Origin of the sequence: Variovorax sp. PMC12 (assembly GCF_003019815.1) — a bacterium.
Taxonomy (GTDB): domain Bacteria; phylum Pseudomonadota; class Gammaproteobacteria; order Burkholderiales; family Burkholderiaceae_C; genus Variovorax.
Window position 1 is genome coordinate 1038812 of sequence record NZ_CP027774.1, and the last position, 23481, is coordinate 1062292.

A 23481-nucleotide genomic window follows, 5' to 3' on the forward strand; every position below is an offset into this window, starting at 1 on the left:
GAATTCTCGCTGCAACTGCGCCGGCAGGCCCACGCCGGGCGGTTCAATGCGCGATGAGGACCGGCACGGTCATCTGCGCGAGTATCTGCCGCGTCACGCCACCCAGCACTCGCTCGCGCAGGCGCGAATGACCGTAGCCGCCCATCACGAGCAGGTCGGCGCCCAGGTCCGAGAGCCGCGACAGGAGCGCATCGGCGATGTCGATCTCGGTCACCTCGGATTCGGCATGCGCCTGCACGCCGTGGCGCAGCAGGAACTGGATCATGTCCGGCAGCAGCAGCCGTTGCGTGTTGTCTTCGTCATGCGGGTGGCGCAGCGAAATGAGCGTGACGCGCGCCGCCTGGCGCAGCGCCGGCAACGCCGAGCGAAGCGCGACGGCGGATTCGCGCGAGCCGTCCCACGCCGCCACGATGGTCCTTGGGCGGCCTTCGAAGACACCGGCCGAAGGCACGACCAGCACCGGTCGCCCCACCTCCATCAGCACGTCCTCGGCAAGTCCGCGGGTCGTGGTGTCGCCCCGGTTCGAGGCGTCGCTTTGACCGAGCACGACCAGGTCGCTCGCGCGTCCGTACCGCACCACGGCGTCGGCCGCCACATCGTCGACCATGCGCACCTCGTACGACAGCGGTCCCGATCTGGCGATGTCCGTCCTGAATTCCCGGGCGACGGCCTCGGCGCGCCGTCGTAGATAGTCGCTCGATTCCGCGATGTAGTCGGTCATGCCGGTGGCGATGGCACCGGCGGGAATGATGCCGTCGTACAGCCCCGAAGGCAGGAGCCCGACAAGATGGCTCTCGTGCGCCCGCGCCCAACGGGCGGCCATGGCGGCGCGCACGGGACTCCTGAGCGAGTGATCCAGGTGAACGAGGATGGTCTTGTAATTCATGCATGCCCCGCGGGATGGCGCGCCGCGAGCGGCGCAGTGGATGGACGGCAGAGCTGATGTTCATGCCGTGAGAGCAACGCGGCATTGACGGCGATCAAGCCGGCGTCATCTCGGTTGCGGCTCGCGCGGCCGCGAAGCTGCGGGGCTCACGCCTGCACGCCGAACAGGGCTCCCACGCCGGCGGTGACTCCCATGGCCAGCGTGCCCCAGAAGGCCACGCGCCAGACGCTTCGCGCGATCGGCGTGCCCCCGATCCTGGCGGCCGCAGCCCCCAGCAAGGCGAGGAATGCGATCGCGGTGCACACGGTCCAGGGCAGGAGCGCGCCGGAAGGCGCACAGGCGACCACCACGAGGGGCAGCGCGGCGCCCACGGAAAAACTCGTCGCCGAGGCCAGCGCGGCCTGCAACGGCCGTGCGCTGAGCGTGTCCGAGATGCCGAGTTCGTCACGCGCGTGCGCCCCGAGCGCGTCGTGGGCCATGAGCTGCGCGGCGACCTGCTGCGCGAGTTTGTACTCGAGACCGCGCCGCACGTAGATCGCCGTGAGCTCCCGGTGCTCCGCGTCCGGCTCCGTGGCGAGTTCGATGCGCTCGCGCTCGAGGTCGGCCTTCTCGGTGTCGGCCTGCGAATGCACCGACACGAACTCGCCGGCGGCCATCGACATCGCGCCCGCGACCAGCCCCGCGATGGCGGTCGTCAGGATGACCTCGTGGCTGGCGTGGGCGGCGGTGACGCCCACGACAAGGCTGGCGGTGGAGATGATGCCGTCGTTGGCGCCCAGCACGGCGGCGCGCAGCCAGCCGATGTGTTCGGTGCGATGGCGTTCGGCGTGCGCGCGGTAGTGGAATGATTTCATGTGAGATTGGCAGTCAGCGTGAAGAGCGCCCGGGCAGCATGCGAGCGAGCGTGTTGTCGTGCGTGAGGTAGTGATGGGCCAGCGCCGCGGCGGCATGCAGCCCGATGAGGAAATAGCCGGCCGTGGCCAGCGTCTCGTGCACGTCCTTGAGCTGCTCCGACAGGCTGTCGTTTGCCCCCAGCAGCGAAGGCACGGACAGGCCGAACAGCACGATGGGCTTGCCCTCGGCGCTGAGCGTGAGCCAGCCCAGCAAGGGCGTGGCGATCATGAAGGCGTACAGCGCCAGGTGCATGAGCTGCGACAGCCTGCGCTGCCATGCCGGCGGTGCAGGCGCGATCTCGGGCGCCGCCCCCGTGCTCCAGCGCACGGCGATCCGCGCGGCCACCAACGCCAGCACACACAGGCCCAGCAGGAAATGCAGAGGTTTCAAGGCGCCGCGCAGGTCACTGCCCCTGGGCGCAAGCCCGCGCAGTTCCATGCAGGCATAGACAGCGGCAAGCAGCAGCAACATCGCCCAATGCAGAGCGATGACGGGGGTGCCGTAGCGGGAGGTCGAATTTTTCCAGGCCATGTCGAGCGCCTTCAAAAGTGCGTACCGACGATGAACTTCAGCAGCCAGCGGTCGGCCTCGCTGGTCAGGCCCTTGCCGATGCCGACGTTCACGTCGAAGCGATCGAATTCGTGGTCCAGCGCCACGAACAGCGTCTTGCTGTTCTTGCGCAGCGCATCGAGATGCGAGAGCGGACCGAGTTCGTTGTAGGTTTCCAGGCCGATCTGGGTCTTGTCGTCCAGGGCATAGGCGATCCTGGCGTCCAGGTCGAGCGTGACGGGTCCGCCGTGCCGCGCCAGGCTCCAGTCGATGTTCGGATTCACCGCCAGCGTCCAGGGGCCGGTGCGGTATCCAAGAATGCCCTTGAGCTCGGCGTTCCATGCGGTGGGAGATACGCGAAGACTGGTCTTGCCGATCTCCAGGTTCGCGCCCCAGAACATGCCCTGCGTCTTGTCGTGCGGTGCGATGTATTTGATGCGGACCTTGGCGCCATCCACCTTGGTATCGGCATTGGGGGCGCGGCTCGAGAGCACGTAGAGCCCGAGTTCCAGCGTGTCGCTGACGCCGTAGTAGAACTCCGGCGTGAGGCGATAGACATGCCGCGGCGGCTGTTCGCCAGCGTAGCCCGGCGTGGACGCGCCGGAGAAGACGTAGTTGTTGTGGACATCGACACCGAATTGCCCCGGGGCACTCATGTCGTCAAGATAGACCTGGATTTCCTCGGGGGCGGCCGAGGCCGGCGGCGCAACGGACATTGCGCCGGCGAGAAGCAGGATGCCGATGGCGGCATGGACGCGCGCGCGGCTTGAAGATGAATTCACGATAGAACCTTTCGACACTGAACAAGATCGCTGCGCGAGCGCGCGCAGCAGGGTCGACATCGCGTGGCGACGTCGCTGCTCAGGTCGACGCAGGAGGTGCGGTCTTGGGCGGAAGGCGGCGCCATATGGCGGTGGGCGGAGGCGCTCGGCAACGTGCATGCGGACGCCCGCTCGGGCCGCGCGAGGACAGCGGCCGAGGCACGGGCAGGCGCACGATCAACGGCAGCAAGGCCAGGACCAGGGCCATGAGGCCGGCCAGCCCGTCTTGGAATGCACCGGGCTGGTCGATGCTGGCGCCCGAGGGCACGAACACCGTGGTCTCGGGCCTGGCCACGTGGCCGGGCCGCTCGTCGGGCTCGAACTGGACGGTGGCACTGACCGCGCGTATGCGAAAGCCGGGCTCGTCCTCCCAGCCGTCATCGCGGAAATGGATGGCAATGAAAGGCTGCAGGGCAACCAGCATCATGGCGAACAGCAGCCACCACGCGGTGGATTCCGGGCGTTGGCGCTGATGCCGATGCGGCTGCAGTTTCATGCGGTCTCGAACACTGGTCGGAAGGCGGCTGTGCCAGGACAGGATGGTCCGTGTGCACAAGCCCGAATGCGCCAAGGGTAAGCAGGTTGAGCGCCGGCGCAAAGAAGCGCGCCGCAATGTGCCCGGGATGCCAAAGAGAATCAGTCTTCTTACTACCTCCCACCAGCACCACCAGCAGCGACGTCCTCCTTGGCGGCCGGCCTCATCCGGCCTTCATCGGCGTTGCCATGCCAGCATGCACCGAGAAGTAGCGCCGCGCCAGGGCCACGAGTTCGCCGTTGCCCAGATGCCCCACCGTCTCCCATCCGACGATGCGACCCGCCACCTCGGGGCGATGCTTCTCGACGTAGTGGCGGAAATCGGCCTGTGCGGTGTGGGAGCCGGCGACGAGCACTTTGGTGATCCCCGCCATCGCATCGCATACCTCGCCGAAGAATTCATGCTCGCTGCGAACACTGCTGCCATGCTGGCGCGTGTAGTGGACATGTGCCCTGACCTGCTGCGCGATGACCTGAGAAGCGTCGAACTGGAGGATTTGCGCCGAGTGGTGATCGACCCAAGCGACGGCATGGAAAAGCGACATGGAGGAACCCGCTGGAAAAAAAAGTGGAAGGGAAAGACCGTCCGGCAGCCGCGAGGGCCTACGCCTCGATGATCACCTTCAGCGCATGCGTTTCGGCCGCGCGACCGAAGGTGTCGTAGGCCTCCAGGACCTGGTCGAGCCTGAACCTGTGGGTGATCAGCAACTTCGGATCCACCTTGCGCGACTGCACCGTCTTCAGCAGCATCGGTGTCGACACCGTGTCGACCAGCCGCGTGGTGATCGCGATGTTCTGCGACCACAGCCGCTCCAGATGAAGTTCCGCCGGATGCCCGTGAACACCGATATTCGCGATGGTGCCGCCGGGCGCCACGATGTCCTGGCAAAGCACGAAGGTGGCCGGTATGCCAACCGCCTCGATCGACACGTCGACGCCACGCCCGCCCGTGAGCGCGAGCACGGCCTTGGCCGCCATGCCGTCGGCGCTGTTGATCGTGTGCGTCGCGCCGAAGCGGCGCGCGACCTCGAGACGGCCGTCGTCCAGGTCGATCAGGATGAGCTGCGAAGGCGAATAGAACCGGGCGGTGAGCAGCGTGGCCAGCCCGATCGGGCCCGCCCCCACGATCGCCACCGTGCTGCCGGGCGCGACCTTGCCGTTGAGCACGCCGCACTCGAAGCCGGTCGGCAGGATGTCGCTGAGCATCACCAGCGCCTCCTCGTCCGCGCCCGGCGGTATCGGATAGAGGCTGGTGTCCGCATGCGGGATGCGCACGTACTCGGCCTGCGTGCCGTCGATGGTATTGCCCAGGATCCAGCCGCCGGTGGCGCAGTGCGAATACATGCCGCGCCGGCAGTACTCGCACTTGCCGCACGACGAGATGCACGAGATCAGCACGTGATCGCCCGGATGGAAGGCCGTCACGCCGTCGCCGACGGCCTCTACGACACCCACCCCCTCGTGCCCGAGGATGCGGCCCGGCGTGCAGGTCGCCACGTCACCCTTGAGGATGTGCAGGTCGGTGCCGCAGATGGTCGTCTTGAGAATGCGCACGATGGCGTCGCCCGCTGCCTGGATCTGCGGCTTGGGACGGTCTTCGAGCGACTTGAGGCCGGGGCCTTGGTAGACGAGTGCTTTCATGGCCCTACGTTAGGTGCATCCGAGCGCGCATTCCTTGAGATAGCGCAAGGAAAGCCGTTCACGGCCCGTCGACCAGACCGCGACCTCGCCTGCGCGAGTTTTCCGAATTCGAACCGCGTCCGAGGATCGACCACCCCTGCGGCGTGATGCCGAGAACGGTCGCCGGATCCTGACGCATGCAGTCGTCGCAATCGACGTGCGGAGGCGGAATGAAGGCGCGAACGTATCCCGCCGCATCTAGCTTCCTGAGGTTCTCGATCTGCCGCTGGTCCGCCACGTTGACCGGAAACCTTGTAAGGGACAGCCGATAGAGTGTTTCAAACATGGTGGATGCCTCCATGGAGCGTGCCTGCCGGAAAGTGAGCGATCCTGCGGCGGCCCGAGCCAGACACTCATCGTAGGCATGCCGCTAAGCCGGTGCGTTGCGCTGCATCAAGCGGAAGTTCGGGGCTAGGCCCAGGACGCGTTGGCGAATGCCTCGACGAAGCGCTGCAGATCGGCGTGCGGCAGCCGGTCGATGCCGGCGGCGCGCGAACGGCCCGCGCCCCCGAAGCGGCTGCACAACGAATGCGCGCCGCGCGGAAGCGACAGGGGCGCGCGCACGCTGACAACATAGCTGTCGCCCTGCGCCTTCAGCACCGCGTGCGCGAGGTCGGGCTCGCTGTTGGCCAGCGTGTTGGCGAGGCAGCCGATCACACGCCGGCTCCACGGCGCATCGGGCAGCATGCGCACGCTGCCCCCGGGCCCCTGCCAGAACGGTACCGCGCCGGCAGCCTGCCGCAGGTCGTTGCGGCGTACTGCCTCGATGTCGTCGACGACGGCTTCGCGCGCCAGCATGTCGCGCGGGTCCGGGTGGCGTGCCATCATGGGAAACAGCAGGCGGGGCGCGATGCAAACGTCGCGCTCATCCTCGCCATAGGCGTTGTAGTTGATCAACTCGCCCAGCCGGCGCAGCGCCGCGCAATCGCCGGGCTCGAAATCACGCTGGAGTGCCAGCCTGTCGGCCACCGCGCCGAGGTTGTCGCCGTAGATGCCGACCAGGGCCCAGGCACGATATGCGCCGCCCAAGTGGCGATCGACGAGCAGGCTGGTGCAGACGGCGCTGGCTTCGTCAATGTGCGTTTCGAGGCCCGGATGCACCGGCACCTCGCCGGCCGCGTGATGGTCGAAGTAGCGCACCCGCACACCATCGCCGAGCAAGCGCAGCAGATCGTCGCGGTTGCGCTGCATCGAGATGTCGAACACGTTGACTTCGTCGCCTGCCCGACCCGGGACGCGGCCAAGCAGCGCGATGTCGCGCTTCAGGCCGGTCACCAGTTCGGCGGCCATGGGCTCGTGCAGCCGCCATTGAACGGCGGCACACAGGCCGTCGGCGTCGCCGTTGCAGACATCGAACCGCCGGACCATGTCTAGGACTCGCGGGCCCTGCTTCAGCCCGGGACGCGCCAGGTGCCGTCGTCCTGCCGGCATGCGCTGCCGCCGATACCGTCGGGCCGGCCGCCCACCACGACCTCGAGCCTGAAGTCGCGGCATCGCGCGCCGCGTTGCTGGAAACTGCGTGTGGGCGTGAACACGAAGCTGTCGCCGGTCTCGCCGTTGCGCCAGGCCGAGGATTGGCGATCGGGCAAGGTTTCCAGCGCGCTCGCCGCGCGGCGACGGTCGCTGTCGTCCATGGCCCTGGCAGCCACACTGCCTGGGGTCGCGCCGGCCAGCGAGCCGACCAGCAAGCCGCCCGCGGACGCACGCATGGACTGGCTGCCACAGCCGGCCAATGCCATCGCGGTGCACAGGGCGCAGAGCAACGGCACAGGCTTCATTCGCACGTCCCGGGATTCAGCTTCGTTCAGGCATAGGAGCGCAGGCGTCGGGAGAAGTCCGCCAGGGGGGCGATGCCGCTCGCCTCAGCGCGCTGGCACCAGTCCTGCAGTTGCCTTGCGAGCTGTTCGCCGGTGGCTGTGGATCGGCTCCACAAGGCGGTCAACTCCCCGCGCATCGCATACATCGTAGCCAGCACCTGCGATGCGCTCAACGCCTGCATCACCTGCTGTTGCCGTGACGGGCCCAGCACCCCCTGGTCCTTGCCGAGCAGCGGCTTGACCGTCTTCAGGGCGCGCGCGGCCTCCGGCGACATGCGGCGCAGGCGCTCGAGTTCGGCGACGCAGGCCTTCTTCAGCGAGCGCGTGTAGTTCGACAGCACGTCGTAGTGGCAGCGAATGACGGCCTGCACGGTGGCAAGGTCGATGTCGGCCTTGGGCGCCACGAGGCGCGGGCTCGGCGCCACATGTTTCACCTTCGCCAGGCCCAGGGCCTGCAGCACGCGGATGTAGAGCCAGCCGATGTCGAACTCGAACCACTTGCTCGACAGCTTGGCCGAGGAAGGAAAGGCATGGTGGTTGTTGTGCAGTTCCTCCCCGCCGATCAGGATGCCGATCGGCGAGATGTTGGTGCTGGCGTCCGTCGCCGGCCAGTTGCGGTAGCCCCAGTAGTGGCCGATGCCGTTGACCACGCCGGCCGCCCAGAAAGGGATCCACGCGATCTGCGTGAGCAGAATGAGGGCGCCCGGCACCGCGCCGAACAGCGCCATGTCCACTATACCCATCAGCACGATGCCGAGGATCTTGTATCTCGAATAGAGGCGCCGTTCGATCCAGTCGTCGGGCGTGCCGTGCCCATAGCGCTCCAGCGTTTCGGCATGCGCCGCCTCGCGCACATAGAGGAATACACCGCCCCACAGCACCCGGTTGAGGCCGTACACCTGCGGACTGTGCGGGTCGTCGGGGGTCTCGCACTTGGCGTGGTGCTTGCGGTGCACCGCGGCCCATTCCTTGGTCAGCATGCCGGTGGTCAGCCACAGCCAGAAGCGGAAGAAGTGGCTGGCCACGGGGTGCAGCTCGAGCGCGCGATGCGCCTGGTGGCGGTGCAGGAAGATGGTGACCGACGCGATGGTGACGTGGGTGAGCGCCAGCGCGACCAGCACCGCACCCCACCAGGGAAGATCAAACACGCCGGAATAGAGCAAGGATTGCATTCGTACCTCATGGACAGTGCGCAGCATTCTGCGGACCGCGCCCGGCCGGGACCTTGACGCAGGTCAAGGCAGCGGGAGTGCATTCAATGGGATGCGAAGGTAGGAGACGCCGTTGTCGTCGGCGGGAGGAAAGCGCCCGCCGCGCACATTCACCTGGATCGACGGAAGAATGAGCGTCGGCACCTCCAGAGTCGCATCGCGGGCCTTGCGCATCGCCACGAACTCGTCGACATCGATGCCGTCGCGCACGTGGATGTTGTGCGCGCGCTGCTGCGCCACCGTGGTCTGCCAGCAGGCCTGCCGCGACGCGGGCGGGTAGTCGTGGCAGACGTACATGACGGTGTCGGGCGGCAGGTCCAGCAGCCTGCGCATCGACGCGTGGAGCTGCCGGGCGTCACCGCCGGGAAAGTCGGCGCGGGCGCTGCCGACATCGGGCATGAAAAGCGTGTCGCCGACGAAGACGGCACCGTCCACCAGATACGCCATGTCGGCCGGCGTGTGGCCCGGCACCGCCAGCGCGGTGATCTCGACCTCGCCGATGCTGAAGACCTCGCCGTCCTTGAACAGGTGATCGAACTGGCTGCCGTCCGGCAAGAACCCCTGCTCGAAGTTGAAGAGCTTCTTGAAGGTCGACTGGACGACACGGATGTTCTCGCCGATGGCGATTCGTCCTCCCACCTGCGCCTGGACGTGGCGGGCGCCGGACAGGTGATCGGCGTGTGCATGGGTCTCCAGGATCCAGTCGACCTGCAGGCCATGGTCCCTGACGTGGGCGAGCAGCCTGTCGGCCGACACCGTGCGCGTGTGACCGGACTTGAAGTCGTAGTCCAGCACCGGGTCGATGACGGCGGCGTGCCTCGTTGCGTGTTCCCACACGACATAGGAAATCGTCCATGTCGCGGGATCGAAGAAACCTTGGGTCGTCGTGCGGGTTGTCATGGCGCTCCATCCATGGATGTCCGGTGGGGTCGAAAACAATATATATTTAAATATAATATATCGGCAGAAAGCGAAATCGGAAAGCCATGAATTCTTCCTCCCCCATGACCATCGATCCCGAAGCGCTGCGCGGTGCCGCCGGCCGTGCGGTCGCAGCGCTCAAGCTCCTGGCCAACGAAGACCGCCTGCTGCTGCTGTGCCAGCTGTCCCAGGGCGAGATGTGCGTGAGCGACCTGGAGCAGAAGCTGGGCATCCACCAGCCCACGCTGTCGCAGCAGCTGGGCGTGCTGCGCAACGAAGGCGTGGTCGACACACGTCGCGAGGGCAAGAACATCTTCTACAGCGTGGCCGACCCGGCGATGCTGGAAATCCTTGCGGTTCTCTACCGCCTCTACTGTCCCAAGGAGGAATGATGTCCATCGACTGGGCCCATTTCACGCCGCTCGCCGCGCTTGCCGGGGGCGCTCTCATCGGCCTCGCCGCGGCGATGTTCGTGCTTCTGAACGGGCGCATCGCCGGTATCAGCGGCGTGCTTGGCGGCCTGCTCAGGCCGTCCCGTGGCGACGTCGCCTGGCGTGTCGCCTTCTTGCTCGGACTGGTCGGCGCGCCGTGCGTCCATCTGCTTTTCGCGGCGCTGCCGAGTGTTCGCATCGATGCGGACTACGGCGCTTTGATCCTGGCCGGACTGCTGGTGGGCGTGGGCACCCGCTACGGGGCGGGCTGCACCAGCGGCCACGGGGTCTGCGGGCTGTCCCGCCTGTCGCCTCGCTCGCTCGTGGCCACGGCGGCGTTCATGGGCGCCGGCTTTGCGACGGTGTTCGTGGTGCGCCATCTGTTCGGCGTCTGAGGGGATTGCCATGATCGCTCTCGCTTCGTTGCTCGCCGGGCTGGTCTTCGGCCTCGGGCTGATCGTCTCCGGGATGGCCAATCCGGCCAAGGTGCTGGGCTTCCTCGACCTGGCCGGCGCATGGGATCCCTCGCTGGCCTTCGTGATGGCCGGTGCCATCGCCGTCGCCATGGTCGGCTTCCTGGCGGCCAGGCGCCGCACGCTGTCGATCCTGGGCGCGCAGATGCGCCTGCCCTCCGCGCGGCGCATCGATCGCCGCCTTGTCCTGGGGAGCCTGCTCTTCGGCGTGGGCTGGGGCGTCGCCGGCTTCTGCCCCGGGCCCGGGCTTGTCGCCCTCGGAATGGGCGAGCCCAAGGCCCTGGTCTTCGTGGCCGCGATGCTGGCCGGCATGGGCATCTTCGAACTGCTCGAGCGTCGGGTGCAGCAGACAGGATCGCACAGCACCTGAATCGGGCTGCCCCAGCGGCTTGCGACGGCTCAGGCCTTGGCCGCGACGCGGGAGGCCGCCGGTGCGACGGCTCCCGCGCGCGGCGCATGCACCAGCAGCACGGGTGCCGGGGCGCTGCGCAGGATCTGTTCGGCGTCGCTGCCCAACAGCGCGCGCCCGACGCCGCCGCGCCCGTGCGAGCCGAGCACGATCAATCCGGCGTTCCAGGCCTTTGCCTGCTCGATGACGATGTCGCAGACGCGCCCGCCCAGCGCGGTGACAAGCACTGTCTCGCAGCGGACCGCGGCAGCCTGCGCTTGCTCACGGCCTTGCTGCAGGATCTGCTCGCCGGCCTCCTGCATCAGCGGGATCAGATCGCTGCCGCAGCCCGCGAGGCTGTCAAAGCTCCAGGCGTACTTCAGTTCGTCCACGACGTGCAGCAGCCGAAGCGTCGATTCCTCGATCCGGGCCAGGCGGATGGCCTCGTCCAGCCCTGCCAGCGAGGTCGGACTGCCGTCCAGGGGAACAAGAATGCGTGAATACATGGCGGGCTCCAGTCGTGGCTCCGATCGGATCGAATCGGTGTGCATCCACTGTGTCGCGCACCCTTTCGCGCCCGCTTGACGCGCATCAAGCCGCCGGTGAGTTCGAGCGATGTTGACGTGGCGCAAGCCCGCTTTGCCCGCGCGGCCGAAGAATGCACCTGCCCGTCGCGCCAGGGCCGGCGGCAGGCAAGTGTTCCACGCGGCCCCAAGGAGAAAACGCCATGTCCCTGTACGCGCACATCCTGGTCCCGGTGGACGGAAGCCCCACGGCCGACCGCGGCCTGCGGGAGGCCATCCGCCTGGCTTCCGCGCTCGGGAGCAAGCTGCGCCTGCTGCATGTCATCGACGACTTCCCGATGCTCGTGGAGCTGTCGACGATCTCCAGCTTCGAGGCCGGCATGCAGCAGATGCGCCAGTACGGCGAATCGGTGCTGACGAAAGCCTTGTCGGAGGCCACGGCGGCCGATGTGCAGGCGCAGACCGTGCTGCGCGAGATCACGCAGGGCCGCGTGGCCGATGCCGTGATCGACGAGGCCGCCAAGACCGCCTGCGACCTGATCGTGATGGGCACCCATGGCCGCCGTGGCCTGGGCCGGCTGGCGCTGGGCAGCGACGCGGAGCGCGTCGTCAGGGGCAGTGCCGTGCCGGTGCTGCTGGTGCGCATGGAAGCGGCCGATTGAGCATTCCCCGGACCGCTCCCCTCCAACCTTCATTCAAGCGAGACCCCCATGACAAGCACCCACCCGCTTCGCACCTTGCTGGCGCCGATCGCCATCGCGCTCAGCGCCACGGCTTTCGCAGCCGACTACACGGCCCCCGCCCAACTGACTCCGCCCGAAAGCGCGATGCAGAAAAAGACCCGTGATGCCGCCCACAGGGCCGCACAGGATGCGGAACGGGCGGCCCGCAAGGCCGCCGACGCCGCCAGGGACGCGGCGGAGAAAGGCAAGGTCGGTGCGGGCAAGGTGTCGCGTGCCGTGGCCGAGGGCATCCGCCGCGCCGCGCAAAAGGCCGCGCAGGCCGCCACCCGGGTGGAGGAAAAGACCGCCGCCGCGAGCGCCCGCGCGCTCGATGAAAGCAAGGACGCCGCGCGCGCCGCCCAGGAAGAAGGCCGCAAGGCCGCCGCCGCGACCAGTGAAGCGCTTGCCAGGGCCGAGGAGTCGGTCGCACGCTCCGCGCAGGCGAGCAAGGAAGAGGCCGAGAAGGCCGCGCGTGCGACGCGCGAGGCGCTCGACAAGGCCGAGGAAGCCACCCGCGCCGCCGCCAAGGCCGCTGCGGACGCCTCTGCCCGCACGCTCGAAGCCATGAAGCGTGCCACCCGCCCCGCGGGTGCCGACAAGACCTGATCTCGTTCGCCTGCTTTTTCCGAAAGGATCGCCATGAACCCGGACATTCAACTCAGGCACGACGTCTTCGCCCAGCTCAACTGGGACCCTGCCGTCAACGCATGCGACGTCGACGTGTGCGTGGAGAACGGCGTCGTGACCTTGCGCGGCGAGGTCGCAGACGAAGCCCAGCGGCAGGCCGCCGAACGTGCCGCGCGCCGCACCGAGGGCCTGACCACGCTGCAAAACAGGCTCATCGTGCGTGACTCCGCTGGCCTGCACACGCTGACTCAACGCACCGCTTGACGCGGGTCAAGGCGCGTCCGAAGGCACGCCCGAAGAATGAAATCCGCAGCAAGACAGAGGGAGGTTGATCTTGGATGCGTTCCAGTCCGGCACATCACCGCTGACGCGCGGATCCCCGCCATGGCTTTCAAGGCTCGAGAAGGCTTCCGCCAACGCAGGCAACAGGCCATCGCCAAGCCCATGGCCGAGTTTTCTGGCCGGCCAGGCAGAAAAGCCGGTGCGGGTGTTGCTGGTCGACGAGGACGCCGGCGCGCGGCGCGCGATCGCTCACGAACTGGTGATGGATCCGCGCGTGTGTGTCGTCGGTGAGGCGGGCAGCATGCTGGAATGCAAGCGGCTGTTGGCGCAGCTCGAGTTCGACGTGCTCATCCTCGACGTGCGCCTGGGGGGAGGCAAGGGTTTCGACCTGATCGAGAGCGCCAAGCGCCATTGCAGCGCGGCGGAGATCATCGTGCACTCGGCGCTGGAGGACGAGGCCCATGTGCGCCGTGCGTTCGCGGCGGGCGCCTCGGGCTATCTGCTCAAGAACTCGTGGTTCCAGAACTTCACGCAAGCGGTGCTGCTGGTCGTCAATGGCGGCGCGGCCGTATCGCCGAACGTGGTGCGGCACTTTCTCATGCGGCTGCGGCGATCCATGCCCGATGAGATGAGCCAGGCCGGCAGCACGCCTCCAAAGGCCCTGTCGATGCGCGAGCGCGAAGTGCTGCTGCTCGTCGCCAAGGGCCGCCTCACGCGCGACATCGCGACGGAGCTTTCGATCAGCGCGCAAACCGTATGCGCGCATGTGAAGAGCATCTGCCACAAGCTGCAGGTGCGCACGCGCGCGCATGCGGTGACCGCCGCCGTCAGCCGCGGCTTGATCTAGGGCCCGTTCGCCTCAGTGGGCGATCAGGACAGGCACCGTGGCACGCGCCAGCAGGTCGCGTGTCACGCCGCCCAGCATGCGCTCGCGCATCCGGGCGTGACCGTAGCCGCCCATCACGAGCAGGTCGCTTTCCAGCGCGGCGGCGCTGTCCAGCAGGGCATCGGAGAAATGCCAGGAGGTCTCGACCTGCTCGATGTCTGCCTGGATGCCGTGCCGCAGCAGCCAGTTGTTCATCTCGCCGGGGCACAGCGCGCGCTCGGCACTGGCGTCGCCTTCCCGAAGAAACGAAATCAGGGTGACCTTGGCTGCCTTGCGCAGCAGCGGCAGTGCATGGTGCACGGAGATCGCGGCCTCCCTGCTTCCGTCCCAGGCCACCAGGACCCTGTCCAGCGCACCGTCGAAGCGGCCGGCGCGCGGAACGATGAGCACGGGCCGTCCCGCCTGCAGCATCACCTCTTCGGGGAGCTGACGCACCGCGTCATCGACAACTGCGCATCCGTCGGCCTGGCCCACGACGACGAGGTCGCTGGCGCGGCCAAGGCCGATCACGGCGCCCACAGGCTCGCCATCGACCAGCCGGGTGTCGAAGGACGCCAGTGTCGGCTCCGCGATGCGGCAGCGGAACACATGCGCGACGGTTTCGGCCCTCCTGCGCAGGTGAAGCGACGCGCCGGCGATGCAGACCTCCAGCTCGGCGTGCGCCGGCATGGGTGCCGGGATGCCCTCGATGCCGGTGGTGACGATGCCCACGAGATGGCTGGAATGCCGCCTGGCGAGCCGTGCCGCCAGAAGGGTGCGGACCTCGCAACGCTCGGTGTGGTCCAGGTGAACGGCGATGGTCGGGAGCGTCATGCCTTTTCTCGCGCCATGGCCACCGGGGCCTTGGGCCTGGATCGGCGCGGCGCCGATCCAGCAGCCAGCGCCGTGTGAAGGGTGCACAGCGCGTCGTGCACCACGTCGTTACGGGAGGCCGGGGCATCTGCCGCGTGCGCCTGAGCGCCCTTGCTTTTTGGCGCTGCGCTCAAGACCCGTTCCTGCCGTGTTCCGACGGCGGCATCGGGCCAGAACGCGTGCAGCGGCGCCAGGGCCAGCGCTTGCCAGTCCTCGGCGCGCATGACCGCATCCGTCCCGGCGCGGGTCTCCTCGATGCCACGCTGCAGCGCGCTGGAACCGATGGTCTCCAGCATTTCGAGCGCATGCAGCCAGATGCTCCACTGCGCCTTGCACAGTGCAAGCGGAAATGTGATCTCGGTGCTCATGGTGTGTCCTCTCGGCCAAGGCCTGCAGGAACGAATGCTGAAGCCGCGGCGACGCGCCGGGCTTGCGCGGGATCAACATTGACCGAGCGCAAGCCGATGCACGGCCGGCTCCGCATACTGTGGCGCTCTTCCATCAAGAAAGCGGCCCGACATGGTCTCCTCATCCACACCGGCGGTCCCGAGCGAATTCCGGCTGCTCGATGCCTGGTGGCGCGCCGCCAACTACCTCTCGGCCGGCCAGATCTACCTCATGGACAACCCGCTGCTGCGCGAGAAGCTCACGCTCTCGCACATCAAGCCGCGCCTGCTGGGGCACTGGGGCACCACCCCTGGCCTGAACTTCATCTACGCGCACATGAACCGCGCCATCAATGCCCGGGATCTCGACGCGATCTTCATCGCGGGCCCGGGCCATGGCGGACCGGGCGTGGTCGCCAACACCTACCTCGAGGGCACCTACAGCGAGGTGTATCCGGCCATCGGGCAGGACGCCATCGGCCTGCGCCGGCTGTTCACCCAGTTCTCCTTTCCGGGCGGCATTCCGAGCCATGTCTCGCCGGAAACACCCGGTTCGATCCACGAAGGCGGGGAGCTGGGCTATTCGCTGCTTCACGCCTATGGCGCGGTCTTCGACAACCCCTCGCTGCTGGCCTGCTGCGTGATCGGCGACGGCGAGGCCGAGACCGGCGCGCTCGCGGCGAGCTGGCACTCCAACAAGTTCCTGAACCCAGCGCGCGACGGCGCGGTGCTGCCGATCCTGCACCTCAACGGCTACAAGATCGCCGGCCCCACGGTGCTTGCGCGCATCGGCGACGAGGAGCTGGTCCAGCTGCTGCGCGGCTACGGACACGAGCCGTACTTCGTAGTGGGCGACGATCCAGCGCTGATGCATCCGCTGATGGCGCAGGTGCTCGACAGCGCGCTTGACCGGATCCGGTCGATCCAGGCGCAGGCGCGCGAGAGCGGCTTCCGCGAGCGGCCGCGCTGGCCGATGATCGTGCTGCGCTCGCCCAAGGGGTGGAGCGGACCGCGCCGGGTCGACGGCCTGCAGATCGAAGGCACTTTCCGCGCGCACCAGGTGCCGCTGGCCGATTTCCGCGGCAAGCCCGAGCACATCGGCCTGCTGGAGGACTGGCTGCGCAGCTACCGCCCCGAGGAACTGTTCGACGCGGCCGGTACCCTGCGTGCGGAGATCGCCGCACTCGCGCCGCGGGGCGCCCGCCGCATGAGCGCCAACCCGCACGCCAACGGCGGCCTGCTGCTGAAGGATCTGGCGATGCCGCCTTACCGCGCGCATGCCGTGGCGCTCGATGCACCCGGCGCCACCGACGCCGAGGCCACGCGCGTGGCCGGCGAGTTCCTGCGCGAGGTGATGCGGCTGAACGCGGATGCGGGCAACTTCCGGGTCATGGGGCCGGACGAAACCGCATCGAACCGGCTCGGCGCGCTGTTCGAGGTGACGCAGCGCACCACCAGCGCGCAGATTCTTCCGGCAGACGACCATCTCTCGCCCGACGGCCGCGTGATGGAGGTGCTGAGCGAACATCTCTGCCAAGGCTGGCTCGAAGGCTACCTGCTAACCGGCCGGCACGGCTTCTTCTCCTGCTACGAGGCCTTCATCCACATCATCGACTCGATGTTCAACCAGCATGCCAAGTGGCTGAAGGTGTCGCGCGGCATCGGCTGGCGCCGGCCCATCGCCTCGCTGAACTACCTGCTGACCAGCCACGTCTGGCGGCAGGACCACAACGGCTTCAGCCACCAGGACCCGGGCTTCCTGGACCACGTGGTCAGCAAGAAGGCCGAGGTCGTGCGCGTGTACCTGCCGCCGGACGCCAACACCCTGCTCTCGGTGACCGACCACTGCCTGCGCAGCCGCGACTACGTGAATGTGATCGTGGCCGGCAAGCAGCCTTCGCCGCAGTGGCTGGACATCGACGCCGCGACGCGCCACTGCGCCGCGGGCCTCGGCATCTGGGACTGGGCGAGCAACGACGAAGGTGGCACGCCCGACGTGGTGATGGCCTGCGCCGGCGACGTGCCCACGCTGGAGACGATGGCGGCCGTCGACCTGCTGCGCGACGAAGTGCCGCAGTTGAAGGTGCGGGTGGTGAACGTGGTCGACCTGATGGCGCTGCAGTCGCCCTCGGCGCATCCCCACGGCATCGCGGACGAGGAGTTCGACGCCATCTTCACCACCGACAGGCCCGTGATCTTCGCGTTCCACGGCTACCCTGCGCTGGTCCACCGGCTGATCTACAAGCGGCGCAACCACCCCGGCTTCCACGTTCACGGCTATTGCGAGGAAGGCACCACCACCACGCCCTTCGACATGACGGTGCTCAACCGGCTGGACCGGTTCCACCTGGCGGCCGATGCCATCTCGCGCACGCCCAGGCTTTGCGACAGCACGGGTCATGTGCAGCAGCACCTGCGCGACAGGCTTCTGGAGCACCGGGCCTACATCACCCGCCATGGCCGCGACATGCCCGAGATCGAGACGTGGCGCTGGAAGGGCTAGCCGGCGCCCGGCCCGCCACTGCTACCACTGATAGCCGGCTTGCACCCGTCCCCCGACCTGCGCGCCGGAGCCGGTGGCGACGGACAGGCCGCCGCCGATCTGCCAGTGCTCGTCGAACTGGTACGCGAAGCCCACACCGACCGCGCTCTGGCCCGCGTAGTTCGCGGCCGCCGCACCCACCCACCGGCGGCCGGCCTGCAGCATCGGCACCGAGGGCATGGCCATGGCCTGCGCGATGCCGCGCGCCGCGAACTCGCGCACGGACTGCACCTGGGCGCCGAGCTGTGCGCTCGAGCGTTCCAGCTGCGAGAGGTTGACGGCGTCCGTGGGCAGGGTGCCCGGGGCCACGTTGGCGACCTGGCGCGGCGCGCCCGCGCTGCCCACGCTTACTGTGGAGGGCCGGTCGGCCACCGAGCCCTGGCCGAGCGCCACCGACTCGGGCGCCAGTGCCTGCGCGTTCGCGCCCAGCGCCACCGCGTTGACCCCGTTGGCCAGCGAACCCGAGCCGACGGCGACGGTCGGGTCGGCCAGCGCCCGCGCGCCGTCGCCGATGGCCAGCGAACCCGCATGGAGCGCCTGCGCATTGCGCCCGATCGCTTGCGCCCCGTCGCCCTGCGCCGAGGCACCGATGCCCACCGCGACGGCGCCCATCCCGGTGGCGGTGGCAGCGGCCTGCCCGGCCACCGAACAGCGCAGCGCGCCACCGTCCACGGTGCACACGCCCAGCTGGCCGTTCACCACTGCCTGCAGCTGCACCGACTGCGCCTGGATCTGCGTGGTGTGCGCCTGCAGCTGCTGCGTCATGTCGATCACCTGCGAGCCCTGCGTGGTCGCGAGGGTCAGGGCCTGTTCGGCAGTGGTGCGCACGCCATGGAGCTGAGCGCCGTTGACGGCATCGGTGGATGTGGCGCTGACATCGCCCGCGGTGACGCCGCCGATGCGCCCTGCATTGGCGATGCCCGCGCCGCGGTTGTCGATGCCGCCCTGGGTGACCAGCCGCCCGCTCACCACCGCGCCCCCGCTGACGGACAGCGAGCCGGCGCTGACCTGGCCGCTGGCCTCGACGCCCGCGACGTTGGTCAGCGTGCGCCCGCTGCCCGGGCTGCCGAACGACACCACGTCGCTGCGGCCGCCGTCGCTGCTCTGGGCGCCGATGGCCACCGAGTTCTGCCCCCGCGCCTCGCTGAGCGCCCCCAGGGCCATGGAACCCAGGCCGCTGGCCAATGCACTGCGGCCCATCGCCAGCGCGCCGTCGGCATTGGCGAAACTGGCATAGCCCAGCGCCAGGGCGCCGTAGCCGGACGCGCGCGCCGCCGAACCCAGCACCGCGCTGCCGTAGCCGCTGGCATCGCTGTCGGCGCCGACGGCCACGCTGCGTTCGTCGCGGGCCTTGCTGTTGACGCCCAAGGCGCTGGCGCGAACGCCGCTCGCCTGGCTGTCGTTGCCCACCGCGACCGCCCTCTCCGCGCTGGCCGCGCTGTCCGCGCCGATCGACACCGCCTCCACGGTCGACGCCGCGCTGCGGTAGCCCAGGGCGACCGATGACTCCCCGCTGGCCTTGGCGACGTTGCCCACCGCCAGGGCCGAGCCGGCACTGGCCTCGGTGAAGGAGCCGATCGCAGTGGCCGAATTCGCGCTGGCTTTGCTGGAGAGGCCTATCGCAGTGGCGCCGTTGGCCGCCGCCTGGGCACGGAGCCCGTAGGCCGAAGCCGAGCCGCCGCTGGCCGTGGCCGATCGCCCGATCGCCGTGTTGCCCGACGTCAGGTCGATGCCGGCCTGCGACTCGGCGCCGCCGGCGATGTTGCTCTGGCAGTCGGCTTGCACCACGTCGCGGGCCGTGCTGAAGCCGGAGTAGGCGCCTTCGTCGCGGCTGCTGTAGAGCGTGCCGCCCGGGCACACGTTGGGATTGAGCACCTGCGCCTGCGCGTGCGGCGTGCAAAGGTGCAGTGCGCATAGCGCCGAGGCCGCAGTCAGCAGGCGCGGTGATGGATGACGTTGCATGATGGTTTCTCCTCGCTGAAGCGGCTCCGTGGGCCAACACGGCGATGCTGCGTGCGCGAAGCGCCTGGCCCCTACCACGCTTTGTGGTAGCCTGCGGCGCCCCCGCCTGCCCGGCCCTTGTGCACAGCCCGCGCGCCATGCCTCCACGGACGTCACCCTCCGATCCAGCCGCCCTGACCTCTTCCGGCGCCGAGCCGCTGCCGCTGCTGCGGCTGGCCCGCACCACCGGCAGCGAACGCTTCCAGCATGAGCTGCTGCGCTGCCTGCTGGATGAATTCCGTGCCGACCACGGCGCCATCAACACCTGGCATCCGCGCAGCTTCGTCTCGTCGGTGGGCATCGGCTACGACCTGGCCGCGATGAGCGAGCAATGGAACCGCATCAACGGTGCGGAGCTGGACTTCATCACCTTCGCCATGCGCGCGCAGCCCGAGCAGGCCGCATTCGCCAACGACGACGACCCGCGCTGGAAGCAGACGCCGCCGGCATGGCGCGAATTCCTGTCGCGCCACGGCATCGTCCACCAGATGGGCGTGGCGATTCCCTTCGAGGGCAGCGACACCTTCGTGCACCTCTACCTCAACCGTGGCCCGGGTTCACCGGCGCACACCGAGCGCGATGCGCGCGCGCTGACCGCACTCACACCGCAGATCCGCGAGGCCATGCTGGTCAACCGGCTGTACGCGCATGCCCGCCAGGGCCTGGACGAGGAGGCGCAGCCGCTGGCCCTCACCGACTCGCAGGGCTGGGTGCTGTTCGCCAACCGCGCCTTCTGCGCAGCCTGGCCTGCGCTCGCGGAATTGGCAGGCGCGACCTCGCCGCGCCTGCCCGATGCCTGGCTGTCGGGCAGGCGCGGGGCGCTGCGGCGGCTGGAGGCCGCCGGCTGGTCGATCGAGGTCGGCCGCGACGACAGCGGCCTGCGCGTGGCCTTGCGCCGTCGCCCCTCGCGCGATGGCGTCGCCACCCTCACGCCGCGGCAGGCCGAGATCGCGCGGCTGTATTGCGCGGGCCATTCCAGCAAGGATGTGGCCCTGCGGCTCGGCCTGTCGCCTGCCACGGTGCGGGTGCACCTGCGCAACGCCTACGACCGCGCGGGCGTCGGCAGCCGCGCGGCGCTGCGGGCCTGGCTGGCCGTCTGAGGTACCCATCCCGGGGGATGCCGCGGCGCGGCTTGCGTGCTACGCTCCCGGCGATACAGGATGCCCACTGCATCCGCATTCCATTTCCCTGCTGCCATCGCATGAAACAAGCCTCACACATCGCGGTGCTCGACGATGAAGTCGACATCACGCTGCTGCTGGCCAACTACCTTCAAGGCCACGGCTTCCGGGTCACCCAGGTCCACGACGGCCGCTCGCTGACGACGCTCATGGGCACGGACCCGGCGGACCTCGTGCTGCTCGACCTGGGCCTGCCCGGCGAAGACGGCTTCTCCATTGCCCGCCGCATCCGCGAAAACTGGAGCTGCGGCCTCGTCATCGTCACAGGCCGCGGCGACGCCGTGGACAAGATCGTGGGCCTGGAAGTCGGGGCGGACGACTACGTCACCAAGCCCTTCGACCTGCGCGAACTGGTCGCGCGGGTCAAGGCGGTGCTGCGGCGCCTGACGCCGGATGCGCCCGCCGCGCCGGCCGCGGCCGCCACCGCCTCCCCCGACCGGTTGCGCTTCGCCGGCTGGCGGCTGGACACCGCCGCGCGCAGCCTGCACAGCCCGCAGGGCGAAGAGGTGCCGCTCACGGGCGGCGAGTTCGATCTCCTTTGCGCCTTCGCCCGGCACCCCGGCCGCGTGCTGTCGCGCGATTTCCTGCTCGAGCAGACACGCGGCCGCGAGGCCGCTCCCTTCGACCGCACGATCGACGTGCAGGTCGGCCGGCTGCGCAAGAAGATCGAGGCCGATGTGGACGACCCGCAGCTCATCAAGTCGGTGCGCGGCGCGGGCTACATCCTGGTACCGCCCGTTTCCAATGACTGATTCCGGAAACACGCCGCCTCTGCGGCCCGGCCGGCTGCCCATCCCGGGTCTGCCGTCGGGCATCGAGGAAGGCAGCGTGTTCCGCTCGCTCTTCATCGCCTATCCGGATTCGCTGCTGCTGGTGGACCAGTCGGGCCACATCATGCTGGCCAACCCCTCGGCCGCCGCGCTGATGGGCTACACCGTCGACGAACTGGTCGGGCTGAACGTGGACGTGCTGGTGCCCGACAGCATCCGTCCGCGACATGCGTCCTACCGTGAGGCGTATGGCCGCGCACCGCGGCCGCGTCCCATGGGCACGCACATGGAGCTGGTGGCCAAGCGCAAGGACGGCAGCGAGGTCATGGTCGAGATCGCGCTGAGTCCGCTGCAGGACCACGGGCTGCCTTTCGTGGTGGCGGCCATCCGCGACATCGGCGCCTATCCCCGCGTGAAGCAGGCACTGCAGCGCGCCCGATACAGCGAGCATCTCGCCCAGTTGGGGCGCCTTGCCGTCGACACGCGCGACTTGCAGGTGGTGCTCAAGCATGTGCCGGAGATCATCACCACGGCGCTGCAGGTCGAAGTGGCGGTGGTCTGGCTGCTCGACAACAACCGTCTTGAATTCCGCGTGGCCAGCGGCGTCGGCCTGATCGCCGGCGAGGAGGTCGGGATGCGGCTGGCCAACCGGCCCGACACGCCCCCTGGCTTCGTGCTCTCACAGGGCCGGCCCGTCGTGGTACCCGACTACCGCACCGAGCAGCGCTTCGCGGTGCCCCAGGCGTACCTCGACGCCAGCCTGACCAGCGCGCTGGCGGTGCCGTTGTCCGATCGGGGACGAGTGATTGGCATGCTGTCGGTGCGCTCGAAGGAGGCCAAGCGCTTCGGCGACGAGGAGCTGCGCTTCCTGGAGTCGCTGTCCAGCCTGCTCGCCACCAGCCTGCAGCGCGTGCAGACCGAGGAGGCACTCAACCATGCGCAGCGGCTCGAAAGCGTCGGCCAGCTCACCGGCGGCATCGCGCACGACTTCAACAATCTGCTGACCGTGATCCAGGGCAACCTGCAGGTGCTGGGGGAACTGCCCGCGCTGGCGCAGGACGCTTACGCGCAGCAATTGGTGAACGCCGCCACGCGCGCCTCGCGGCGCGGCGCCGAACTCACGGGCAAGCTGCTGGCGTTTTCCAGGCGGCAGGTGCTGCAGCCGATGGCGGTGGACACCCATGCGTTGCTGCATTCGCTGGCCGACATGCTGCGCCGCACGCTCGATCAGCGCATCGGGATCGAGATCGATACCGCCCCCGGCTGCCCGCCGGTGCTTGCGGACCCCGGACAACTGGAGTCGGCGCTGCTGAACATTGCGATCAATGCGCGCGACGCCATGCCTGAAGGCGGCATCCTCCGGTTCCGTACCGAGATGTGCGATGCGCTCCCGGCCGTCCTGCACAGCCCTCACAGCGACTTGCAAAACCCTGCCCACGGCCGCTTCGTGGCGATATCCGTCGCCGACAACGGCACCGGCATGGACGAAGAAGTGAAGGAGCGCGCCTTCGAGCCCTTCTTCACCACCAAGGAGGCCGGACGCGGCACGGGCCTGGGCCTGAGCACGGTCTATGGCTTCGTCAAGCAGTCCAGGGGAGGAATCGTCATCGACAGCAAGCCGGGCCAGGGCACGACGGTGAGGCTGTATCTGCCGCTGCTCGAAGCGGCCGACCCGCCCGGCGTCGAGGATGAGGAGCGCCCCGACGAGACCATCCCGCCAGGCCTGCGCGTGATGCTGGTGGAGGACGACGCCGAGGTCCGCAACGTGGTGCACACCTTCCTGACAACGCTGGGCTGCGAAATCACCACGGCCGCCACGGGCGAGCAGGCACTCATGGCGATGGACGCCGGCGGCGTCGCCTTCGACCTGCTCCTGAGCGACATCGCGCTCGGCCCGGGCATGCGCGGCACGCGGCTGGGCGCCGAGGCACGACAGCGCTTTCCACAGATGGCGGTGCTGCTGATGTCGGGCTTTTCGTCCGAGTTGCTGGATGCGGACCGTGAGGTCCCGCAGGATTGGGAGTTGCTGCGCAAGCCCTACACGCGCTCCGAACTCGCGCGGGCGATTTGCAGGGTGATGGCCGGCCGCGCCTGAGCGCGGCG

At 68.7% G+C, this 23481-nt stretch carries 27 protein-coding genes; 11 read left to right on the top strand and 16 right to left on the bottom strand.

What is annotated here, in order from left to right; all coding sequences use genetic code 11:
* Positions 1 to 43 precede the first annotated feature (43 nt).
* From C4F17_RS32155 to C4F17_RS32210, 12 genes are all read right to left on the bottom strand, one after another.
* Complete coding sequence (locus C4F17_RS32155; RefSeq protein WP_106938402.1) at positions 44 to 886, bottom strand: universal stress protein; 843 nt, start codon at positions 884 to 886, stop codon at positions 44 to 46.
* A 146-nt stretch (positions 887 to 1032) separates the two neighbouring features.
* Entirely contained in the window at positions 1033 to 1740 is a 708-nt protein-coding gene (locus C4F17_RS32160) for a VIT1/CCC1 transporter family protein (protein ID WP_106938403.1), read from the bottom strand.
* A gap of 13 nt (positions 1741 to 1753) precedes the next feature.
* Positions 1754 to 2311 carry a cytochrome b gene (locus C4F17_RS32165; RefSeq protein WP_106938542.1) on the bottom strand — a complete coding sequence of 186 codons (558 nt, stop codon included), beginning with the start codon at positions 2309 to 2311 and terminating at the stop codon, positions 1754 to 1756.
* Between the two features lie 11 nt (positions 2312 to 2322).
* Positions 2323 to 3111: a hypothetical protein gene (locus tag C4F17_RS32170; RefSeq protein ID WP_106938404.1), complete on the bottom strand. Its 789-nt coding sequence runs from the start codon at positions 3109 to 3111 to the stop codon at positions 2323 to 2325.
* Between the two features lie 79 nt (positions 3112 to 3190).
* Positions 3191 to 3646, bottom strand: coding sequence for a hypothetical protein (locus C4F17_RS32175; protein ID WP_234383080.1), 456 nt, complete (start codon positions 3644 to 3646; stop codon positions 3191 to 3193).
* A gap of 202 nt (positions 3647 to 3848) precedes the next feature.
* The gene (locus C4F17_RS32180) at positions 3849 to 4229 is read right to left on the bottom strand and encodes a hypothetical protein (RefSeq protein ID WP_106938405.1); all 381 of its coding nucleotides are present in this window, start codon (positions 4227 to 4229) and stop codon (positions 3849 to 3851) included.
* 58 nt (positions 4230 to 4287) lie between these two features.
* Positions 4288 to 5325: a zinc-dependent alcohol dehydrogenase family protein gene (locus C4F17_RS32185; RefSeq protein ID WP_106938406.1), complete on the bottom strand. Its 1038-nt coding sequence runs from the start codon at positions 5323 to 5325 to the stop codon at positions 4288 to 4290.
* Positions 5326 to 5383: 58 nt separating this feature from the next.
* Positions 5384 to 5650, bottom strand: a complete 267-nt coding sequence (locus C4F17_RS32190) for a hypothetical protein (RefSeq protein WP_159053806.1) — start codon at positions 5648 to 5650, stop codon at positions 5384 to 5386.
* A gap of 125 nt (positions 5651 to 5775) precedes the next feature.
* Complete coding sequence (locus C4F17_RS32195; RefSeq protein ID WP_106938408.1) at positions 5776 to 6732, bottom strand: hypothetical protein; 957 nt, start codon at positions 6730 to 6732, stop codon at positions 5776 to 5778.
* A 23-nt stretch (positions 6733 to 6755) separates the two neighbouring features.
* Positions 6756 to 7073, bottom strand: coding sequence for an RT0821/Lpp0805 family surface protein (locus C4F17_RS32200; protein WP_234383081.1), 318 nt, complete (start codon positions 7071 to 7073; stop codon positions 6756 to 6758).
* A gap of 95 nt (positions 7074 to 7168) precedes the next feature.
* Positions 7169 to 8353: a DesA family fatty acid desaturase gene (locus C4F17_RS32205; RefSeq protein WP_106938410.1), complete on the bottom strand. Its 1185-nt coding sequence runs from the start codon at positions 8351 to 8353 to the stop codon at positions 7169 to 7171.
* Positions 8354 to 8416: 63 nt separating this feature from the next.
* A complete protein-coding gene (locus C4F17_RS32210) occupies positions 8417 to 9292 on the bottom strand; it encodes an MBL fold metallo-hydrolase (protein WP_106938411.1) in 876 nt (291 codons plus the stop codon).
* A gap of 86 nt (positions 9293 to 9378) precedes the next feature.
* Here C4F17_RS32210 and C4F17_RS32215 point away from each other — a divergent pair, with 86 nt between their 5' ends.
* The 3 genes from C4F17_RS32215 to C4F17_RS32225 are packed head-to-tail and all read left to right on the top strand — an operon-like array spanning position 9379 to position 10587.
* Positions 9379 to 9705 (top strand): ArsR/SmtB family transcription factor, encoded by a 327-nt coding sequence (locus C4F17_RS32215; protein WP_106938412.1) that lies wholly within the window; start codon positions 9379 to 9381, stop codon positions 9703 to 9705.
* Positions 9705 to 10139: a YeeE/YedE family protein gene (locus tag C4F17_RS32220; RefSeq protein WP_106938544.1), complete on the top strand. Its 435-nt coding sequence runs from the start codon at positions 9705 to 9707 to the stop codon at positions 10137 to 10139. The genes C4F17_RS32215 and C4F17_RS32220 overlap by 1 nt, the downstream gene beginning before the upstream one ends.
* Positions 10140 to 10149: 10 nt before the next feature.
* Positions 10150 to 10587, top strand: a complete 438-nt coding sequence (locus C4F17_RS32225) for a YeeE/YedE family protein (protein ID WP_106938413.1) — start codon at positions 10150 to 10152, stop codon at positions 10585 to 10587.
* 29 nt (positions 10588 to 10616) lie between these two features.
* Here the strand turns inward: C4F17_RS32225 and C4F17_RS32230 are convergent, their stop codons facing one another.
* Complete coding sequence (locus C4F17_RS32230; protein WP_106938414.1) at positions 10617 to 11111, bottom strand: universal stress protein; 495 nt, start codon at positions 11109 to 11111, stop codon at positions 10617 to 10619.
* 221 nt (positions 11112 to 11332) lie between these two features.
* Between C4F17_RS32230 and C4F17_RS32235 the strand changes: the two genes are divergently transcribed.
* The 4 genes from C4F17_RS32235 to C4F17_RS32250 all read left to right on the top strand — a co-directional run bounded on the left by C4F17_RS32235 (position 11333) and on the right by C4F17_RS32250 (position 13607).
* On the top strand, positions 11333 to 11791 hold the full coding sequence (locus tag C4F17_RS32235; RefSeq protein ID WP_106938415.1) for a universal stress protein: 459 nt from the start codon (positions 11333 to 11335) through the stop codon (positions 11789 to 11791).
* Between the two features lie 48 nt (positions 11792 to 11839).
* Positions 11840 to 12457 carry a hypothetical protein gene (locus tag C4F17_RS32240; protein WP_106938416.1) on the top strand — a complete coding sequence of 206 codons (618 nt, stop codon included), beginning with the start codon at positions 11840 to 11842 and terminating at the stop codon, positions 12455 to 12457.
* Between the two features lie 33 nt (positions 12458 to 12490).
* Entirely contained in the window at positions 12491 to 12742 is a 252-nt protein-coding gene (locus C4F17_RS32245) for a BON domain-containing protein (protein ID WP_081267811.1), read from the top strand.
* 217 nt (positions 12743 to 12959) lie between these two features.
* Positions 12960 to 13607: a response regulator gene (locus C4F17_RS32250; protein WP_234383083.1), complete on the top strand. Its 648-nt coding sequence runs from the start codon at positions 12960 to 12962 to the stop codon at positions 13605 to 13607.
* Between the two features lie 12 nt (positions 13608 to 13619).
* On the opposite strand, the gene C4F17_RS32255 is transcribed toward C4F17_RS32250, so the two are convergent.
* Entirely contained in the window at positions 13620 to 14459 is an 840-nt protein-coding gene (locus C4F17_RS32255) for a universal stress protein (protein ID WP_106938417.1), read from the bottom strand.
* Positions 14456 to 14866 (bottom strand): hypothetical protein, encoded by a 411-nt coding sequence (locus C4F17_RS32260; RefSeq protein WP_106938418.1) that lies wholly within the window; start codon positions 14864 to 14866, stop codon positions 14456 to 14458. The genes C4F17_RS32255 and C4F17_RS32260 overlap by 4 nt, the downstream gene beginning before the upstream one ends.
* A gap of 151 nt (positions 14867 to 15017) precedes the next feature.
* Here C4F17_RS32260 and C4F17_RS32265 point away from each other — a divergent pair, with 151 nt between their 5' ends.
* On the top strand, positions 15018 to 17387 hold the full coding sequence (locus tag C4F17_RS32265) for a phosphoketolase family protein (RefSeq protein ID WP_106938419.1): 2370 nt from the start codon (positions 15018 to 15020) through the stop codon (positions 17385 to 17387).
* Positions 17388 to 17408: 21 nt separating this feature from the next.
* On the opposite strand, the gene C4F17_RS32270 is transcribed toward C4F17_RS32265, so the two are convergent.
* Positions 17409 to 19388 (bottom strand): YadA family autotransporter adhesin, encoded by a 1980-nt coding sequence (locus tag C4F17_RS32270; RefSeq protein WP_106938420.1) that lies wholly within the window; start codon positions 19386 to 19388, stop codon positions 17409 to 17411.
* A gap of 137 nt (positions 19389 to 19525) precedes the next feature.
* Between C4F17_RS32270 and C4F17_RS32275 the strand changes: the two genes are divergently transcribed.
* From C4F17_RS32275 to C4F17_RS32285, 3 genes are all read left to right on the top strand, one after another.
* Complete coding sequence (locus C4F17_RS32275) at positions 19526 to 20527, top strand: helix-turn-helix transcriptional regulator (RefSeq protein ID WP_159053807.1); 1002 nt, start codon at positions 19526 to 19528, stop codon at positions 20525 to 20527.
* A gap of 101 nt (positions 20528 to 20628) precedes the next feature.
* Positions 20629 to 21360 (top strand): winged helix-turn-helix domain-containing protein, encoded by a 732-nt coding sequence (locus tag C4F17_RS32280; protein ID WP_106938422.1) that lies wholly within the window; start codon positions 20629 to 20631, stop codon positions 21358 to 21360.
* Positions 21353 to 23473: a PAS domain S-box protein gene (locus tag C4F17_RS32285; protein ID WP_106938423.1), complete on the top strand. Its 2121-nt coding sequence runs from the start codon at positions 21353 to 21355 to the stop codon at positions 23471 to 23473. Before C4F17_RS32280 ends, C4F17_RS32285 begins: the two co-directional genes overlap by 8 nt.
* Positions 23474 to 23481 lie beyond the last annotated feature (8 nt).